At 37.6% G+C, this 18,334-nt stretch carries 15 protein-coding genes, 5 tRNA genes and 1 riboswitch; of the genes, 18 read left to right on the forward strand and 2 right to left on the reverse strand.

Annotation, left to right across the window (positions count from 1 at the left end; genetic code table 11):
- Positions 1 to 141 precede the first annotated feature (141 nt).
- A complete protein-coding gene (locus NK356_RS22545) occupies positions 142 to 708 on the reverse strand; it encodes a hypothetical protein (RefSeq protein ID WP_051934673.1) in 567 nt (188 codons plus the stop codon).
- 248 nt (positions 709 to 956) lie between these two features.
- Positions 957 to 1,150, forward strand: a riboswitch (cobalamin riboswitch).
- 446 nt (positions 1,151 to 1,596) lie between these two features.
- Here NK356_RS22545 and prpB point away from each other — a divergent pair.
- The 11 genes from prpB (at position 1,597) to NK356_RS22600 (ending at position 13,171) form a co-directional block, all read left to right on the forward strand.
- The gene (prpB, locus tag NK356_RS22550; RefSeq protein WP_034700197.1) at positions 1,597 to 2,505 is read left to right on the forward strand and encodes a methylisocitrate lyase; all 909 of its coding nucleotides are present in this window, start codon (positions 1,597 to 1,599) and stop codon (positions 2,503 to 2,505) included.
- A complete protein-coding gene (gene prpC, locus NK356_RS22555) occupies positions 2,492 to 3,646 on the forward strand; it encodes a 2-methylcitrate synthase (RefSeq protein WP_034700194.1) in 1,155 nt (384 codons plus the stop codon). Before prpB ends, prpC begins: the two co-directional genes overlap by 14 nt.
- A 33-nt stretch (positions 3,647 to 3,679) precedes the next feature.
- Entirely contained in the window at positions 3,680 to 5,131 is a 1,452-nt protein-coding gene (locus tag NK356_RS22560; RefSeq protein ID WP_253318112.1) for a bifunctional 2-methylcitrate dehydratase/aconitate hydratase, read from the forward strand.
- Between the two features lie 65 nt (positions 5,132 to 5,196).
- On the forward strand, positions 5,197 to 6,693 hold the full coding sequence (locus NK356_RS22565; RefSeq protein WP_034700191.1) for a CoA-acylating methylmalonate-semialdehyde dehydrogenase: 1,497 nt from the start codon (positions 5,197 to 5,199) through the stop codon (positions 6,691 to 6,693).
- Positions 6,694 to 6,700: 7 nt separating this feature from the next.
- Positions 6,701 to 7,861: an acyl-CoA dehydrogenase family protein gene (locus NK356_RS22570; RefSeq protein WP_253318113.1), complete on the forward strand. Its 1,161-nt coding sequence runs from the start codon at positions 6,701 to 6,703 to the stop codon at positions 7,859 to 7,861.
- A gap of 15 nt (positions 7,862 to 7,876) precedes the next feature.
- Entirely contained in the window at positions 7,877 to 8,986 is a 1,110-nt protein-coding gene (locus tag NK356_RS22575) for an enoyl-CoA hydratase/isomerase family protein (RefSeq protein ID WP_253318114.1), read from the forward strand.
- Between the two features lie 2 nt (positions 8,987 to 8,988).
- Positions 8,989 to 9,873, forward strand: a complete 885-nt coding sequence (mmsB, locus tag NK356_RS22580; protein ID WP_034700187.1) for a 3-hydroxyisobutyrate dehydrogenase — start codon at positions 8,989 to 8,991, stop codon at positions 9,871 to 9,873.
- Positions 9,874 to 9,875: 2 nt separating this feature from the next.
- Complete coding sequence (locus NK356_RS22585) at positions 9,876 to 10,658, forward strand: enoyl-CoA hydratase/isomerase family protein (protein ID WP_034700185.1); 783 nt, start codon at positions 9,876 to 9,878, stop codon at positions 10,656 to 10,658.
- An 8-nt stretch (positions 10,659 to 10,666) separates the two neighbouring features.
- Positions 10,667 to 11,314 carry an epoxyqueuosine reductase QueH gene (locus NK356_RS22590; RefSeq protein ID WP_253318115.1) on the forward strand — a complete coding sequence of 216 codons (648 nt, stop codon included), beginning with the start codon at positions 10,667 to 10,669 and terminating at the stop codon, positions 11,312 to 11,314.
- Positions 11,301 to 12,239 carry a hypothetical protein gene (locus NK356_RS22595; protein WP_034700181.1) on the forward strand — a complete coding sequence of 313 codons (939 nt, stop codon included), beginning with the start codon at positions 11,301 to 11,303 and terminating at the stop codon, positions 12,237 to 12,239. The genes NK356_RS22590 and NK356_RS22595 overlap by 14 nt, the downstream gene beginning before the upstream one ends.
- A gap of 107 nt (positions 12,240 to 12,346) precedes the next feature.
- On the forward strand, positions 12,347 to 13,171 hold the full coding sequence (locus tag NK356_RS22600; protein WP_253318116.1) for a 5'-nucleotidase, lipoprotein e(P4) family: 825 nt from the start codon (positions 12,347 to 12,349) through the stop codon (positions 13,169 to 13,171).
- Between the two features lie 151 nt (positions 13,172 to 13,322).
- Here the strand turns inward: NK356_RS22600 and NK356_RS22605 are convergent, their stop codons facing one another.
- On the reverse strand, positions 13,323 to 13,847 hold the full coding sequence (locus NK356_RS22605) for a thermonuclease family protein (protein ID WP_253318117.1): 525 nt from the start codon (positions 13,845 to 13,847) through the stop codon (positions 13,323 to 13,325).
- An 826-nt stretch (positions 13,848 to 14,673) separates the two neighbouring features.
- Between NK356_RS22605 and NK356_RS22610 the strand changes: the two genes are divergently transcribed.
- The 7 genes from NK356_RS22610 to NK356_RS22640 all read left to right on the forward strand — a co-directional run bounded on the left by NK356_RS22610 (position 14,674) and on the right by NK356_RS22640 (position 18,003).
- A tRNA-Pro gene (locus tag NK356_RS22610) sits at positions 14,674 to 14,748 on the forward strand.
- Between the two features lie 13 nt (positions 14,749 to 14,761).
- Positions 14,762 to 14,835, forward strand: a tRNA-Arg gene (locus NK356_RS22615).
- 464 nt (positions 14,836 to 15,299) lie between these two features.
- Positions 15,300 to 15,361 (forward strand) — tRNA-Ser (locus NK356_RS22620).
- Between the two features lie 247 nt (positions 15,362 to 15,608).
- Positions 15,609 to 15,683, forward strand: a tRNA-Pro gene (locus NK356_RS22625).
- Between the two features lie 13 nt (positions 15,684 to 15,696).
- Positions 15,697 to 15,770 (forward strand) — tRNA-Arg (locus tag NK356_RS22630).
- 1,023 nt (positions 15,771 to 16,793) lie between these two features.
- A complete protein-coding gene (locus NK356_RS22635) occupies positions 16,794 to 17,501 on the forward strand; it encodes a hypothetical protein (protein ID WP_253318118.1) in 708 nt (235 codons plus the stop codon).
- The gene (locus NK356_RS22640; protein ID WP_253318119.1) at positions 17,467 to 18,003 is read left to right on the forward strand and encodes a hypothetical protein; all 537 of its coding nucleotides are present in this window, start codon (positions 17,467 to 17,469) and stop codon (positions 18,001 to 18,003) included. Before NK356_RS22635 ends, NK356_RS22640 begins: the two co-directional genes overlap by 35 nt.
- Positions 18,004 to 18,334 lie beyond the last annotated feature (331 nt).

Genomic DNA, 18,334 nt, shown 5'->3' on the forward strand with positions numbered 1-18,334 from the left:
TTAAAAATCATTGATAAAACAGACTGGATAGAGCATCCCGATTGAAATCGGGACGGTCAAAGGTTCGAATCCTTTCGTACTCAAAAAAAACTTCACTTATCAAAAATGAAAATCTTCTACAGAGAAGTTATTAATATAAGATTAATGATCTGTAAAATATTGCCCAAACCATTGATCAAAACTTTCTTTATATCGAGCCTGAGCATTTTGAATCAACACATCAGGTTCTTCAATCTGGCTTAAACCGTAATCTCCTTTCATCCACCTCAAATATTCATTTAAATCCGGACTCTCTTCATAATCCTCTTCATCTCTATAAAAATAAGCTTCATCAAAGTCTACTGAAATCTCAGTGTCAAAAGTGAGCAAATGTAAAAACTGTACACTATTTTCAGCGACAATATGAACTCCACCTTCATCTCCAAAAACCACAACAGGCATTTTATTTAAAGGCTGATCCGTTGCATTATTCCAGATGGCATAGAATGAACCTGAACCATTGGCCTGAGCAAAAGGCAGCATACTATTCAAAAAACTTTCATCATCACTCCAGCTTTTCAGTCCGGATTTACTATCGATTAACACACCAAAGCCTTGCGAATAATTTTCAAACGAGGAAATGGTATTCTGGAAGTAAATCAGTTTTTCAAGCTCTACAGGAACTTCACTCAAACCCAGATTTTGTTTAAATTCTGCAATGTCTACCATAATCAATAATATACGATTAATAAAATTTATAAAATGAAAGAAGAACAGCAAATTTATTAACTATCTTTAATTTTTCGGTTATCTTTTATATTAATTTAACAACACAAATAATCCGTTTTCACCCTAAAACACCCATCACAACTTAAGCATTTCCAATAGATTACAGTAAAAAAACTATTGATTACATAAAATATCTTTTTCGTTATTATAAAATACTTATATTTACCACCAAGGAGTTCTTAAAACCTTCTTTATCAACCGAAACTGGTTACACTTAGCTGTGTATTAAAAGGGAATCGTGTGTAAATCACGAACTGTCGCGCAACTGTAAGTAACAAACAAAAAGTTTTTATCAATTGATATCCACTGTATATTTTTCATATGGGAAGGATGATAAAAACCGTTACAAGTCAGGAGACCTGCCTATTTCGTATTGACGATGCTTTCGCGATTTGAAGCTTACAGTCAGGTATGATACGATATGGATATAGTGTGATAAAAACAGTTTTATCAACCTATGTTATTTTTTTGAGATGGATATGAGTGTACATTGGGTACTTCTCATGATTCTGTGGCTCATTCGTATCCCCTTTCCGTAATTTTTCTTTCTTCATAAAGCACCGCGAAGTTTACTGAGAACTTTTTATAGGATTTAATCAATGTAAAAAGTAATGATGTACCAAAGCAATCTTAATTATTCGTGGAGTCGTAACAGGTTTATTTTACAGACCTGCTCAGGAAGATTTTATCAAAATTCTCATCAGCTGCAGGATAGTAAGATTTCTCAAATTGTCACCCATCTTTTCTTTTTTACTCAAAAGCTAAGTCTTAACAGATTCCCGGCTTCTTCACTGATAAACAAATTTCAACTCAACAATACATATTAAAATGATCAAAAATGAAAACTGGAAATCCCCCGGCCTGAAATTCCGGGAGGCAATGGAAAAAGAAAATCCCCTTCAGATTGTGGGAGCCATCAATGCCAATCATGCATTATTGGCACAGCAGGCTGGTTTTAATGCAATCTATCTTTCAGGAGGAGGTGTTGCTGCAGGATCTTTAGGAATTCCTGATTTAGGGATTACCACTCTGGATGATGTACTCATAGATGTTCAGCGTATTACTAATATTTGTGATTTACCCCTTTTGGTGGATATTGATACAGGATTTGGACCTTCTGCCTTTAATGTTGCCCGAACTATTAAATCATTAATCAAAGCTGGTGCAGCAGCCATTCACATTGAGGATCAGGTGGGTGCAAAACGTTGCGGACACCGTCCTGGAAAAGAAATCGTAAGCAAAGAGGAAATGGTAGATAGACTTAAAGCGGCTGCAGATGCCCGTACCGATGAAAATTTTGTGATTGGAGCCAGAACAGACGCTTTTGCAAATGAAGGTCTTGAAAAAACATTAGAAAGAGCCATCGCCTACAAGGAAGCTGGTGCAGATTTCATTTTTGCCGAAGCAGTACCCGATTTAAGCTTTTATCAAAAATTTGTTGATGCTGCCGGAATCCCCGTATTAGCCAACATTACTGAGTTTGGGATGATCAAAATGTACACCGTTGAAGAACTGAAAAACGCAGGTGTAGGGCTTATCCTCTACCCTCTTTCCGCATTCAGGGCAGCCAATAAAGCAGCACAGAATGTATACCAGCATATCCGTCAGGATGGAACACAAGCTAACGTACTGGATACGATGCAGACCAGAGAAGAACTCTATCAAAGCATCGGCTACTATGATTATGAACAAAAATTAGATAACCTTTTTAAACAAAATACTCATGTCAACGAATAGCGAACCAACATTTAAACCTAAAAAAAGCGTAGCTCTTTCAGGGGTAACAGCAGGCAATACCGCTCTTTGCAGTGTAGGAAAAAGTGGAAATGACCTTCATTACAGAGGTTATGACATTCTGGATCTTGCAGAAAGAGCACAATTTGAGGAAGTAGCCTATCTTCTGATTTATGGCCAGCTGCCTACTGAAGCTCAACTCAAAAACTATAAAGCAAAATTAAAATCACTGAGAGGACTTCCCCACTCTGTAAGAAATATCTTAAAAAGTATTCCGGCAGCCGCACATCCAATGGACGTTATGCGTTCAATGGTTTCAGCAATCGGAAGTATTCAGCCTGAAAAAGATGACCACAATGTTGCGGGAGCAAGAGATATTGCCGACAAACTACTGGCTTCCTTCAGTTCAGGACTTTTATATTGGTATCACTATACACACAATGGCAAAGAGATCAATGTAGAAACGGACGATGATACTATTGGCGGACATTTCCTTCATTTGCTGCATGGTAAAAAAGCACCGGATTCGTGGGTGAAAGCAATGGAAATATCTCTTAATCTGTATGCTGAACATGAGTTTAATGCATCTACGTTCACTGCCCGAGTTATTGCCGGAACCTCATCGGACTTTTATTCTTGTATCACAGGAGCTATTGGTGCTTTGAGAGGTCCAAAACATGGAGGAGCCAATGAAGTAGCTTTCGAAATCCAAAGCCGCTACAATTCTCCTGATGAAGCAGAAGAAGACATCAGAAAACGTATTGCCAACAAAGAAGTAATCATCGGATTCGGACATCCTGTTTATACCATATCGGACCCAAGAAACGTAGTGATAAAAAAAGTAGCCAAAGAACTTTCCGAAGAAGCCGGAGACATGCTGCTGTATAATATTGCTGAAAGACTGGAAACTGTGATGTGGGAAGAAAAGAAAATGTTCCCGAATCTGGACTGGTTCTCTGCGGTATCTTATCACCTGATGGGAGTTCCCACATTGATGTTCACTCCGTTATTCGTTATCTCCAGAGTCACAGGATGGAGTGCACACATTATCGAACAAAGACAGGATGGAAAAATTATCCGCCCAAGTGCCAATTATACAGGCCCTGAAAATAAAGACTTTGTCAACATCGAAAACAGAAAATAAAAAATCAATTCATAATTAAACTAAAAAATAAAGATGTCATCACACATTTCAAACGAAAGACCACAACCGGATCAGGTATTAACAGATATTGCAGATTATGTATTACACTATGAAATCAAAAACGATTTAGCCTGGAAAACAGCACACTACTGTTTATTAGACACGATCGGATGCGGATTGGAAGCACTGACTTATCCTGCATGTACCAAACTTTTAGGACCTATCGTAAAAGGTACTGTTGTTCCGAATGGAGCTAAAGTTCCTGGTACACAGTTTCAGCTGGATCCGGTACAGGCTGCTTTCAACATTGGAGCAATTATCCGATGGCTTGATTTCAATGATACCTGGCTAGCTGCTGAATGGGGACACCCTTCAGATAACCTGGGAGGAATTTTAGCAACCGCTGACTGGCTTTCAAGAACGAATATCGCAGAAGGAAAAGCTCCGCTGAAAATGAAACAGGTTCTGGAAGCAATGATTATGGCTCACGAAATACAAGGCGTAATTGCGTTAGAAAATTCATTCAACAAAGTAGGTTTAGACCATGTTTTATTGGTGAAACTAGCCTCTACAGCCGTTGTAGGAAAACTAATCGGTTTGACGCGGGATGAATTAATCAATGCCGTTTCTCTAGCATTTGTTGATGGACAGTCTTTAAGAACATACCGTCACGCTCCCAATACAGGAAGCCGCAAATCATGGGCTGCAGGAGATGCCACTTCAAGAGCTGTACGTCTGGCATTAATTGCCCAGACAGGCGAAATGGGTTATCCATCTGTATTAACTGCAAAAACATGGGGATTCTATGATGTATCTTTCAAAGGAAATGAATTCAAATTCCAGAGAGATTATGGTTCTTATGTGATGGAAAATGTTTTGTTTAAAATTTCATTCCCTGCAGAATTCCACTCTCAGACAGCTGTAGAAGCAGCTATGACTTTACATCATCAATTAAAACAATCAGGAAAATCTGCTGAAGACATCAAGAAAATAACCATCCGTACCCACGAAGCCTGCATTCGTATTATTGATAAAAAAGGTCCATTGAACAATCCTGCTGACCGTGATCACGCTATTCAGTACATGGTAGCAGTTCCACTGATCTTCGGAAGGCTTACTGCTGCAGACTATGAAGATAACATAGCATCAGATCCAAGAATCGACATCCTTCGTGATAAAATTGAATGTGTGGAAGATGTACAGTTCACCACAGATTATCATGATCCTGAAAAACGTTCGATTGCCAATGCTTTAACGGTAGAATTAAACGACGGAACGGTATTGGAAGAAATCGTTGTAGAATATCCAATCGGTCACAAACGCAGAAGAGAAGAAGGAATTCCTGAACTGATCAAGAAATACAAAGTAAATCTTGCCAGAATATTCCCGGAAAAACAACAGAGAATTGTATTGGAAAACTCTTTAGAATACGATACGCTTGTTGATCTGGATGTCAACGAGTTTGTTGATCTGCTGGTAATATAATCTAATAAGAAGTTGAGAGTGAAAATAAAAATTCACTCTCAGCTTTTCACCTCAATCTAAAAATCATGTCACAAAAAGTAACAATATTAATCAACGGAGATTTTATAGAAAGTAAAGCGGTACAGCATCTTCCTGTAGAAAATCCTGCTACCCAGGAAATTCTTGCAGAAGTTCCTTTAACGGAATTATCTGAAATAGATCAGGCGATAGAAGCCGCTAAAGAAGCCTTCAAAACATGGAAAGAAGTAGCTACTCCGGAAAGAGCCAGATTCTTTCTAAAATACCAGCAGCTTTTAAAAGAAAATCAAAAAGAAATTGCCGAAATCCTTTCCAAAGAAAATGGAAAAACATTCCCTGATGCCATGGGAGATGTATGGCGCGGCATTGAAGTGGTAGAGCATGCCTGCAACATTCCAACGCTCATGATGGGAGAAACGGTAGAAAATGTAGCGAGAGGTGTTGATACCTATAGCTATATTCAGCCTCTTGGAGTCTGTGCAGGAATTACCCCTTTCAACTTTCCCGCAATGATTCCTTTATGGATGTTCCCTATGGCCATTGCCTGTGGAAACACCTTTATTTTAAAACCTTCAGAACAAACCCCGATGACCTCTATGAAAATGGCTGAGCTATTTTTAGAAGCAGGTTTTCCTAAAGGAGTTCTGAATATTGTTCACGGATCCAAAGATCAGGTTAATCACATTCTGAACCATCCGGAAATCAAAGCCATTTCATTTGTAGGCTCAGTTCCCGTTGCGGAACATGTTTACCGCACAGGAACTGATAATCTGAAAAGAGTTCAGGCTTTTGGAGGAGCAAAAAATCATATGGTAGTCATGCCGGATGCCAATAAAGAACAGGTCATCAACAATCTTGTAGGAGCTTCCTGCGGAGCGGCCGGACAGCGTTGTATGGCAATCAGTGTAGCTGTTTTGGTGGGTGAAGCTCAAAATTGGGTGGATGATATCAAAAAAGCTTTAAGCACGATTAAACCCGGAGTATGGTCTGATGATTCAGCAGCTTTTGGTCCTTTAATCAACAAACAATCAAAAGACAAGGTTGTAAGATTGATTAAAAGTGCTTATGATCAGGGAGCTGAGGTATTGCTGGATGGCAGCAACTGTACAGTAGAAGGCTATGAAAACGGACACTTTGTAGGTGCTACTTTATTCAATAACGTATCTACGGATATGGATATTTACAAAGAAGAAATTTTCGGACCAGCTTTATTATTATTAAAAGCGGAAACACTTGATGAAGCTATTAAAATCATCAATGCTAATCCTTATGGAAACGGAACTTCCATCTTTACCAATTCAGGGGCAGCAGCCAGAAAATTCCAGCACGAAATTGAAGTGGGACAAATTGGGGTAAACCTTCCGATTCCTGTTCCATTACCGTTTTTCTCTTTTACAGGATGGAGAAAATCATTCTTTGGCGACCTGCATTCTTACGGAAAACAAGGAGTCCGTTTTTATACAGAAACCAAAACGATTACAGCCCGTTGGTTTGAAGAAGACATACCTGCAGGCGATCTGAATATGACCATCAGTTTAAAATAAGCTTTCTATGGAATTCAACCTAAATCAAGATCAGCTGGCGTTTCAGGATGCCGCAAGAAGGTTTGCCGATAAAGAGCTGGCACCTTATGCTTCGGAATGGGATGCTCAGAAGGTATTTCCGAGAGAAGCTATTATGAAGGCCGGAGAACTGGGGTTTTGCGGTGTTTATACCAGCGAAGATGCCGGAGGTCTGGGATTATCACGGCTGGACGCTGCCATTATATTTGAAGAACTGGCAGCCGCCTGTCCTTCCACTACCGCCTATATTACCATACACAATATGGTTTCATGGATGATTGATGAATTTGGGAATGAAGAGATAAGAAAACAACTATGTCCGGATTTGTCATCAGGCACATTATTAGGTTCTTATTGTCTTACAGAGCCGGGTTCCGGTTCAGATGCTGCAGCCCTAAAAACTACGGCAGTAAAAAAGGGCAGCAAATTCATCATTAACGGAACGAAAGCATTCATCTCCGGAGCAGGCGAAAGTGATATACTTATTGTAATGGCCCGTACGGGAGACTCTGGTCCTAAAGGAATCAGTGCATTTGTAGTACCCGCTAATTCTGAAGGGATCAGCTTTGGCGAAAAAGAAAAAAAATTAGGTTGGAATACCCAGCCGACACGCTTTGTTTTCTTTGATCATGTGGAAGTAGATGAGAAATACCTTTTAGGTGAATTGGGGCAAGGATTTAAAATAGCATTGAAAGGCCTGGATGGCGGCCGCATCAACATCGGAACATGTTCTGTAGGAGCTGCACAGGGAGCTATTAACCAAGCCCGAAAATATATGCATGAAAGGCTTCAGTTTGGAAAATCACTGGCTCAGTTTCAATCACTGCAGTTTAAAATTGCTGATATGGCAACAGAATTGGTGGCAGCCCGTCAGATGGTCCTTTTGGCAGCTTTCAAATTAGATTCTAAAGACACGAATGCTACTACTTACTGTGCTATGGCAAAACGTCTGGCAACCGATATGTGTTTTAACATCTGCAACGAAGCATTACAAATATTGGGCGGATATGGATGCACACAGGACTTTCCGGTGGAACGTCTTATGCGGGATGCCAGAGTGCATCAGGTGGTAGAAGGAACCAACGAAATTATGAAACTGGTGATTTCAAGAAAGATTTTAGAAGAAGGAGCCATGATACAAATCCGTTAATTCAAAAGATTAAAAATGAGTTTAGTACTAACAGAAATAAAAAATAAAGTCGGAATCATCACCCTGAATTCCGAAAAAACGCTCAATTCGCTTTCATTAGAAATGATTGAAGAATTGAAAGTTGTTTTGGAAAAATGGAAAACATCTGATGAAGTAGTCTGTCTGTTTATTCAGGGAGCCGGTGAAAAAGCTCTTTGTGCCGGAGGAGATGTAAGAAAACTGCACGATGCTATTATCGAACAGCAAAGTGTTGACGGAACAAAAGTACCTCAGCCGTGTTTCGATTTCTTTTTCAAGGAATATCAGGTAGATTATGCTATTCATACTTATCCGAAGCCCATTATTGTCTGGGGACACGGAATTGTGATGGGTGGCGGCATCGGTGTTATGGTAGGAGCTTCCCACCGTATTGTGACCGAAAGAAGTAAGCTGGCAATGCCTGAAATTACCATCGGTTTATATCCGGATGTTGGCGGCACATGGTTTTTAAACAAAATGCCTTCCGCTTATGGAATTTATCTAGGATTAACAGGGGCAAGATTAGATGGAGCCGACTGTAAATTCTTAGGATTGGCAGACTATTACGTCTCTTCCAGTTCAAAAGAAACACTATTGAATGCGCTGAATCAGGTTCAATGGAATGGAAATGACCACCAAACCGTTTCCGCAATTCTGGAAAACATTTCCAAAGAAACAGATACTCCCGAGTCACAGGCGCAGAGCCATCATTCATTCATCAAACAATTTGAAGGAATAGGTTCTTTAGAAGAGTTCAAAGAAATTTTACTGCAATATCCTGATAAAGATGAATGGATCAATACAGGAATCAAAAGCTTTGAGGCAGGCTCTCCAAGTTCAGCACACATCATCTTCAGACAATTAAAAGAAGGTAAAAATTTAAGTTTGGAAGAAGTCTTTCAATCCGAATTAAACTTATCATGCCAATGCTGCATCCATCCGGATTTTGCAGAAGGCGTAAGAGCATTGCTTGTAGATAAAGACCAGTCTCCAAAGTGGCAGCCTGTAACATTAAATGATATAACCAAAGAATGGGTAGACAGCTATTTTACTCCGCTTTGGTCTCGTGAGGAACATCCATTAAAAAACTTAGGAAAAAAAGATTAAATATGTCAAATATAGCATTCATAGGATTAGGAAATATGGGTGGCCCCATGGCCATCAACCTTGTACAAAAAGGTCATAACGTTACCGGATTTGATCTTTCCCCATCAGCTTTGGAAATACTGGTTTCAGCAGGTGGGCAGATATCTGACTCTGCTCTAGCTGCTGCGAAAGACGCAGATGTCATTATTTCCATGCTTCCGTCTGGTAAACACGTTGCGGAACTCTATTCTGATGAGTTTATCAGCCAGCTGAAACCTGATACATTGATCATCGACAGCAGTACTATTGATGCGGTGACCGCACGTTCTGTTGCTCAATTAGCAGATTCAAAAGGATGTAAAATGATCGATGCACCCGTTTCCGGTGGTACTGCAGGAGCACAGGCAGGAACATTAACCTTTATTGTTGGCGGTAAAACCAAAGATTACGAAAAGGCAAGACCGATACTCAAATGTATGGGACAGAATATTTTCCATGCCGGAGATTCAGGAGCAGGACAGGTAGCAAAAATCTGTAATAATATGCTGCTTGCGATACATATGATCGGAACTTCAGAAGCCATCAATTTAGGAGTACGCCACGGATTAGAACCTAAAATATTAAGTGAAATCATGCAGAAAAGTTCCGGTAGAAACTGGTCGCTGGAAGTCTATAATCCATATCCGGGAGTGATGGAAAATGCACCTTCATCAAGAGAATATTCGGGAGGTTTTGCAGTAGATTTAATGACAAAAGACCTGGGACTGGCAGCAGAAGCAGGTCTGGAAACCAGAACCTCTACTCCATTGGGAAATGCTGCTTTAAACCTTTACAGAATCTGGAGTGAAGCCGGAAATGGCACGAGCGATTTTTCAAGCATTATTCAATTCTTAAACAAACATCAGTAATCATGAATTTTGAAACACTATTATACCAGCAGGAAGGATATATCGGAACCTTAACCATTAACCGCCCACAGGCTTTAAATGCTTTGAATGAAACCGTTTTAAAGGAACTGAAAGCATTTGCAGATCAAATCCAATCCAATAAAGACATTCGTGTTTTAATCATTACCGGATCCGGAGAAAAAGCTTTTGTTGCAGGTGCTGACATCAAAGCAATGCAGGGTATGTCCCCAAAGGAAGCAACCGATTTTTCTGTTATGGCTCAGACTGCTTTCAACTCTATTGAAGCATTACCATTAGCCGTGATAGCAGCAGTAAGCGGTTTCGCACTGGGTGGCGGGTGTGAACTGGCTCTATCCTGTGACATCATTCTGGCCAGTGAAAAAGCAAAATTTGGATTACCGGAAGTAACCCTTGGATTATTACCTTGTTTTGGTGGAACACAACGTTTACCGAGAGCTATCGGACTATACAAAGCCCGGGAAATGGTATTCTCCGGTGAATTTTACTCAGCAGAAACCTGTAAAGAATTGGGATTTGTAAACCGTGTGATTGCCCCTGAAGAATTATTGAATGAAGCCCAAAAATTAGCTGCAACAATAGCCTCAAGAGGACCTGTAGCTGTAGCAAAAGCGAAACAATCATTGAACACAGGTGTCGAATTACACATTACAGATGGTTTGCAACAGGAGGCAGTTTTATTCGGAGAATTGTTTGATACGAAAGATCACAGTGAAGGTATTGGCGCATTTATAGAAAAAAGAAATCCGGATTTTAAAGGAGAATAAAAGAGAAAATGAATTTTGAAAGAGAGAAATTAGTATTACCGGAAGGTGGTAAAAAGCTGTTGCTGCATTCCTGCTGTGCTCCCTGCTCGGGAGAAGTAATGGAAGCGATAATTGCTTCGGGTATTGACTTTACTATTTTTTTCCATAATCCCAATATTCATCCAAAGAAAGAATATGATTTAAGGAAAGAAGAAAATATCCGTTTTGCAGAAAAGCATAGTATTCCTTTTGTGGATGCTGATTATGATGTTGACGATTGGTTTGCCAGAGCAAAAGGCATGGAATGGGAGCCTGAAAGAGGAATCCGATGCACCATGTGTTTTGATATGCGTTTTGAGCGAACAGCCTTATATGCTTATGAAAATGGATTCGACATTATTTCCAGTTCATTGGGAATTTCCCGATGGAAAAACATGGAACAGATTAACGATTGTGGTGTAAGGGCCGCCAGCCATTATGAAGGAATACAATACTGGACTTACAACTGGAGAAAAAAAGGAGGTTCAAAACGAATGCTGGAAATCAGTAAAGAAGAAGAGTTCTATATGCAGGAATACTGTGGATGTGCTTATTCTTTAAGAGATACCAACAAATGGAGAGTAGAAAATGGAAGAGAGAAAATAAAATTGGGCGAAAAATATTATGGAAAAGAATGAAACCACTTTGCTTTGTGAACCTGAATTAAAACTAGAACAAAAATTAAGATCGTTTCATCAGCATGTATACCCGATCAGTATTGGCAATAATCCGGAAGAGCTAAAATATTTCAGCTCATTAATTTCCAATGAAATACAGGAAATAACAAAAGTATCAGATACCAGTCATCAAGACTGTTCAGATCATAGAAGCATATCTTTTAATCCCTTACAATTCGTTGTTCACTATTTTCAAAATGGAGAAATAGATAACGCCTGCTGGCTGCTGTTTTTATACTCTTATATCGGAAAACATCCGAAGCATGAATGGAATCTGCTTAGAAATATCTATTTCAACACCGAAAGCAATGATCTTTGGAGCTGGGAAAAGATCTCTCATAATTTTGAAGTCTTTCAGAAATGGTTTTTAGAAAAAATATCCATTATACAGGAAAAGGCAGGCTTAGGAGAATATCATAAATATTCTGAATTGAATCATTCCAAAGCTCTTATCATATGCCGCGATCTTCATGAATATATACACTGGATAAAAGAGTCTGGAAACCATCATATTTTCTTCCAACAAACAGATAGTCTTCCTTCTGACAAATTCCAGAAACTGTATCAGTCTATGGATGCTAAAACCAGTTTCAACAAACTTATTAAGTTCAGGTACTTAAGTCTGCTTGGTATTCTTAATATATTTCCTATTCAGCCAGATCGGCCCTATCTGAATGATTTTATTTTGTCCAGAAGAGGAGCTCAGCATCTTTTTGAAAGTAAAAACCGCAAAAAAATTTCCGTTGAAAAACTGAATACCCTTCTCTTTTTATTAAATAATCATCTGGAGCTCAACCATGGCATAGAAATATTACAAACAGCTTTGTCAAAATGGGGGAAAGAAAGATTTAAAGTCGAAAGACAAAATTTTAAAAGATATATTTGATTTGTAGGAGGCTGGTCTATTCTTATTGCCGGCCTCCTTTTTTACTTCCATAAAATAATTGTCATCCAATCAAATTGTCATAATTTTGTTCTTCCTATTCAAATTCTATGAAAAATTTTAATCTCATTATCGCCAGTTGCTTCTTTGTCTCGGTTATATCGTGTACAACAACGGTACCAGTTTCAAAGACTTTTACAGACAATACACCTTATCAAAACCTTGGACGTGACGGAAAGATATACGCAGCTTTTTATCAGCAAAGAGCAGCAGAATATGAAGCATTATGTCTTCAGGCCTACAATATTGCCACGCTTCGTCTGGATGAAGCTTTATCGCAGAAATCTGACAAACCTTTAGCCATTGTTTCTGATATTGATGAGACCTTTTTAGATAATTCTTATTACGCTGTTGAGCGTTCAAAAATGGGAAAGAATTATGATCAGAAAACATGGGAAGAATGGACTGCGAAAGGCATTGCCACTCCGCTTACAGGTTCTCAGAAATTCTATCAGTATGCTGCCAGTAAAGGAATTCAGGTATTTTATGTGACCAACCGTGTGGAGCAGGAACGTGAAGGGACTTTAAAGAATTTAAAAAAATACAATTTCCCGATTCAAAGCGATGCCAACCTTATCCTGAGATCCAAAGAAAGTAGTAAGGAAACCCGCAGAAAAGATATTGCTAAAAATTATAATATTGTGTTGCTGCTAGGTGACAATCTCGCTGATTTTTCAGATATATTTGATAAAAAATCGGAAACAGAGCGTTCTTCAGCAGTGAAAAACTCCGCTAATGATTTTGGTAAAAAATTCATAATTATACCTAACGTTGGCTATGGAGACTGGGAATCATCATTTTATCAATACAAATACGATTACACAGATCAGCAGAAAAACTCAATGATGTACGATGCTGTGAAATCTAATCCTTAAACAAAATCTAAACTGTAGATACAAGATCGAAAAACCTCACAATATTGTTGTGAGGTTTTTTATATGTTTTCATAAAGAAGAAAGACAAAAAGATGAAAGTTGTTTGAAGACTAATCAATTGATTGTTTTCTCCAAGCTTCTGTCAAAATATTTATGCAACTCCTTTTATTTTTGTTCCGTTCTTAGCCGCTTCGATTTTCTTATTATTTCTAAGCTCACGTTTCATTTTGCGGTAGTCCCAGGGAGCGAGAGCGTTACTATCCTGCCAAAGTCCCACTTTTTTAAGCTTTGCAGTTTCCTGAATTTTGCCCAGAGAAGTATCTTTTGAGTAGGAAAAATACCACCATCCCAATCCTGCTTTGATAAGCTCTTTAGAAAGGTATTTCCCATCATCATAATACACTTTCGCAATGGATCTTCCATAACGGTCCGTAGTCGTTTCAACAAAGCTTACCGTTTTCCCGAATACCTGCGCAGAAGTAAACTGCTTTGCATTTTTACCGAACGCCTGTCCACTTTCCGGACAATCGACTTCGGCTAATCTGATCTTTTTTTGTTGATTGCCTTTTAACAGTAAAGTAATGGTATCTCCGTCTGAAATTTTGATCACTTTTCCGGTAGTCTGTGAGAATAGAAATACAGGGAAAAGTACGTACAGCAGCATTAATCGTTTCATGGAGCAAATATAGGAATTAGTGGGGCTTGTTTAATGAAAAAACCTCGCATTTTGCAAGGTTTTTATAATATTGAATTGAGTTATTTGATTTTTTTTGCCTCAAAGTCGGGAGACTTTGCGGAGCTGAGGAAATAAAAGCAATTCAGGAACTCGACAACGATACTAAAAATCATATTTTTGCCACAATAGACGCTTTTATTAAGGCATCTAAACTTAAAAATATTGCTACATTATAATACAAAAACCTCAAAGTCGGGAGACTTTGCGCAGCGGGAGACTTTGCGGAGCGGGAGACTTTGCGGAGCGAGAAAGTCGGGAGACTTTGCGGAGCTATGGAAATAAAAGCAATTCAGGAACTCGACAACGATACTAAAAATCATATTTTTGCCACAATAGACGCTTTTATTAAGGCATCTAAACTTAAAAATATTGCTACATTATAATACAAAAACCTCAAAGTCGGGAGACTTTGCGCAGCGGGATAAACTCAGTGATGTATTTGCAATAGCGTGATTAACAAATTCCTGATTCTTACAGCAAGAATACATCATCAAAAAACAGAAGAACAGAAGAAAACGAGTTTCTGTTTTCAAGGCTATTTTTTTATATTTTGGGATAAGAATGTTTAATGTGAACAAAAAAAAAGAAAATTCTTTCATCATTTTTAAGCGGGCTAAATCAATGGTTATTAACAGGGTAAAGTTAATAAAAAAGGGTGCATAAAAAATTAATTAAAAATTATACCTCATTTTCTTTTTTTATTCCAAAAAGAATTGCAACTTTGCAGCCCTAAAAACGATGTAAAATTCGTTATTGATGACCCCTTCGGGGCGTAGCGTAGTCCGGTCATCGCGCCTGGTTTGGGACCAGGAGGTCGCAGGTTCGAATCCTGCCGCCCCGACTTATAAAATTTAGGGTGCGTAGCTCAGCTGGATAGAGCATCTGCCTTCTAAGCAGACGGTCAAAGGTTCGAATCCTTTCGCGCTCACTGAAAGACTTACTGGAAACAGTGAGTCTTTTTTGTTTTTTTATTTACTCTCAAATAATCAGTGATTAATCAAATTGGATAGAGCATCCCGATTTCAATCGGGACGACAAAAGTTCGAATCCTTTCGCGCTCACTTAAAGACTTACTATTTTTAGTAAGTCTTTTTTGTTTTTATTCATTACTTAAAAATCACTGATAAAGCAGAATGGATAGAGCATCCCGATTTCAATCGGGACGGCAAAGGTTCGAATCCTTTTGCGCTCACTTAAAGACTTACTATTTTTAGCAAGTCTTTTTTGTTTTTATTCATTACTTAAAAATCACTGATAAAGCAGAATGGATAGAGCATCCCGATTTCAATCGGGACGGCAAAGGTTCGAATCCTTTCGCGCTCACTTAAAGACTTACTATTTTTAGTAAGTCTTTTTTGTTTTTATTCCTTACTTAAAAATCATTGATGAAGCAGAATAATAGAGCATCCCGATTTGTAATCGGGACGGCAAAGGTTCGAATCCTTTCGATTTTACAAAAAGGCTCACAATAAAAATTGAAAGGCTCTTTTTATTTTTGCTCAAGTCTGGGTAAAAATTGGTCATTTTAGTGAGTGATAATAAAAACAATATAAGAATATGATTCTTAAACAAGTATAAGTATTCAAAGAGCGTTCACGAAAAAATAATTAAAAATTATTCCTGATTTTATTTTTTTATTCCAAAAAGTATTGTACCTTTGCAACCGCAAAAACGAAGTAAAATTCGTTACTGATGACACCTCGGGGCGTAGCGTAGTCCGGTCATCGCGCCTGGTTTGGGACCAGGAGGTCGCAGGTTCGAATCCTGCCGCCCCGACTTATAAAATTTAGGGTGCGTAGCTCAGCTGGATAGAGCATCTGCCTTCTAAGCAGACGGTCAAAGGTTCGAATCCTTTCGCGCTCACTTAAAGACTTACTATTTTTAGTAAGTCTTTTTTGTTTTTATTCCTTATTTAAAAATCATTAATAAAACAGAACGGATAGAGCATCCCGATTTGTAATCGGGACGACAAAAGTTCGAATCCTTTCGCGCTCACTTAAAGACTTACTGGAAACAGTGAGTCTTTTTTGTTTTTATTTACTCTCAAACAATCAGTGATTAATCAAATTGAATAGAGCATCCCGATTTCAATCGGGACGGCAAAGGTTCGATTCCTTTCGCGCTCACTTAAAAACTTACTGGAAACAATAAGTCTTTTTATTATATTCAAGATCTTTGGAACTCATACTCGTAATCACTCATTCTGATATCCTGCTGAAGAAGTTATTATTCTTAGTGTTTAATATCATCAGGGAAACCTGTATCTGCTACTTAGATATTTCTACATCATAATTAAGAAACTTCCATTTAGCAGTAAAAAAATACGATATGATACTGGAACTTTTATTTTCATTTGTATACCGATTTACATCTAATAGATTGGAAAAATATTGGTAAAGAAAAAGACATACCGAACATTAAAATTATTTTTTCAGTTCTTTTTTAAACTTCATGCAAAGTAAGCATAACAACATCATCCATTACAAAACCACTATACAATGTGTGTAAGCAATGGACCTACACCATACATACAACCTAATAATAACACTTACAGACAGAGTAAAACAACATGATGTACCTATGATGTATTCTATAATTTTCTTATTTCTTTTCTTTTTTTGAAATTGCAGTCAAATTATCGATTCTAAAACACAAAATTGATCAAAAAACCTTTATGATGCTTACAGGTGGGGGTAATAATCCCACCTGTTTTTTATCAACATTAGCCTTAATTACAAGAATTAATAAACTGCAGTTTATAGTATAATGAAATCCACTTTCATCTTCCATTGTATTATTCTTGTCCTATTTTCAATACAGTATTTATTCTATGGCCGAGAAATCTTTGACAAATTTTAATAGAATAATCTATTGCCTTATTTTTACATGCTGTTGTTCAAAACTATTTCCACAACACTACAGCATAGCGCAAATAGATACTTTACTCATAAAAAAAATGAAGAACTCAGAACCCAAATATCTAACAAGGATCTGATCATTTGGAATCAAAAAATCATAAAAGAAGCCAGCCAAATTAATTACCCTAAAGGAGAAGCTCTGGGATATGCCAATCTTGCCAATCGTTTCTGGCTGACAGGAGAATTTAAAAAGGCCATAGAATATCTGAACGATGCTGAGGAAAAATCAAAAGATATCAATGATGACTTTCTTGCTGGTAAAATCAATCAGGAATATTCACAGGTCTACAACAGAATGAATCTCCCTAAAATGGCCTTAGATTATAATTTAAAAGCCATGAAATCTGCTTTAAGATTGAAAAAAGATAATCAGGACTGCCGATTTTTTTTACGGTATGTTTATTCAACCCGGGCATCTTATTTCAACGGAGCTGAACATTCTGATTCATCACTCGTCTACCTTCATAAAGCAATGAAAACAGATCTGAATCCTTTAGATATAGGACTTATAGCCTATCATTATACAAAGTATGACCAAAATTTAGATTCAGCCCATTATTATTTAAAAAAAAGCCTTGACCTCATAGAAACCAAAAGGTTTAAACATAATAAATACCAGAGAGCGGTTGTTTTATATAATTATGGTTTTTTTCTGGTATGTTCAGAAAAAAAATAATGAGGCTATTGATGCCTATCAAAAATCCCTTGAACTGGCAAAAGAAGTAAACAGACCTTATCTGGTCTTAGATAATTACAGATGGCTGGCCACAGTTTATAAAGACCTTAAAGAATCTGAATATTTAAACAAAGCAACTTTGTTAAAAGATAGTATGGACAATGATCAAAGCAAAGCTATAACACTATCCTTCAATAAAATAACCAAAGAAAAAGAGGAAGAAAAAAAGAAAGCCAAAACTCAAACGGCATTATGGTATGGAGGTTTTTCATTGGCACTCATTGCTGTACTTTCTCTTTACTTTTATATGCAGATTAAAAGAAAGAAAAAAAAGCTTTTAGAAAAGAAAAAGATCATCCTGCAGCAAGAAGAGGAAACAAAAAACCTTAAAAGAAACTCAGTAAAAATCATGAAAATATCATCCAAATTGCCAAGAAAAACAGCGTTGGCTTTTTGTCATTATTTCAGGAAACTTATCCAGAAGTCTGTCAGCAGCTTTTAAAAACTAATCCTCAACTTTCTCAATCTGATTTATCTTTTTGCGCTATGATCTGGCTTGGATTTTCTTCAAAAAAAATTGCACAATATACTTCCATGGAGCACAGGTCTGTACAAACAAAAAAATATCGTTTACGAAAAAAACTCTATCTTGATACAGAAACTGATCTCTATCAATTCATCAAATCAATATCTGAAACTGAATAATTCTTAAAGAACAAAAGGCATTTTAGATGAATCAACCCTAAGATTATACTTAAAAGAAGCCGTCTCATTTTCCTTGAGGCGGTTTTTGTTTATAAACTACCCATATTATTTTTTTAGGATGATTTTTT

The organism is Chryseobacterium sp. S0630, assembly GCF_024158915.1.
In the GTDB taxonomy this organism is placed as follows: domain Bacteria; phylum Bacteroidota; class Bacteroidia; order Flavobacteriales; family Weeksellaceae; genus Chryseobacterium.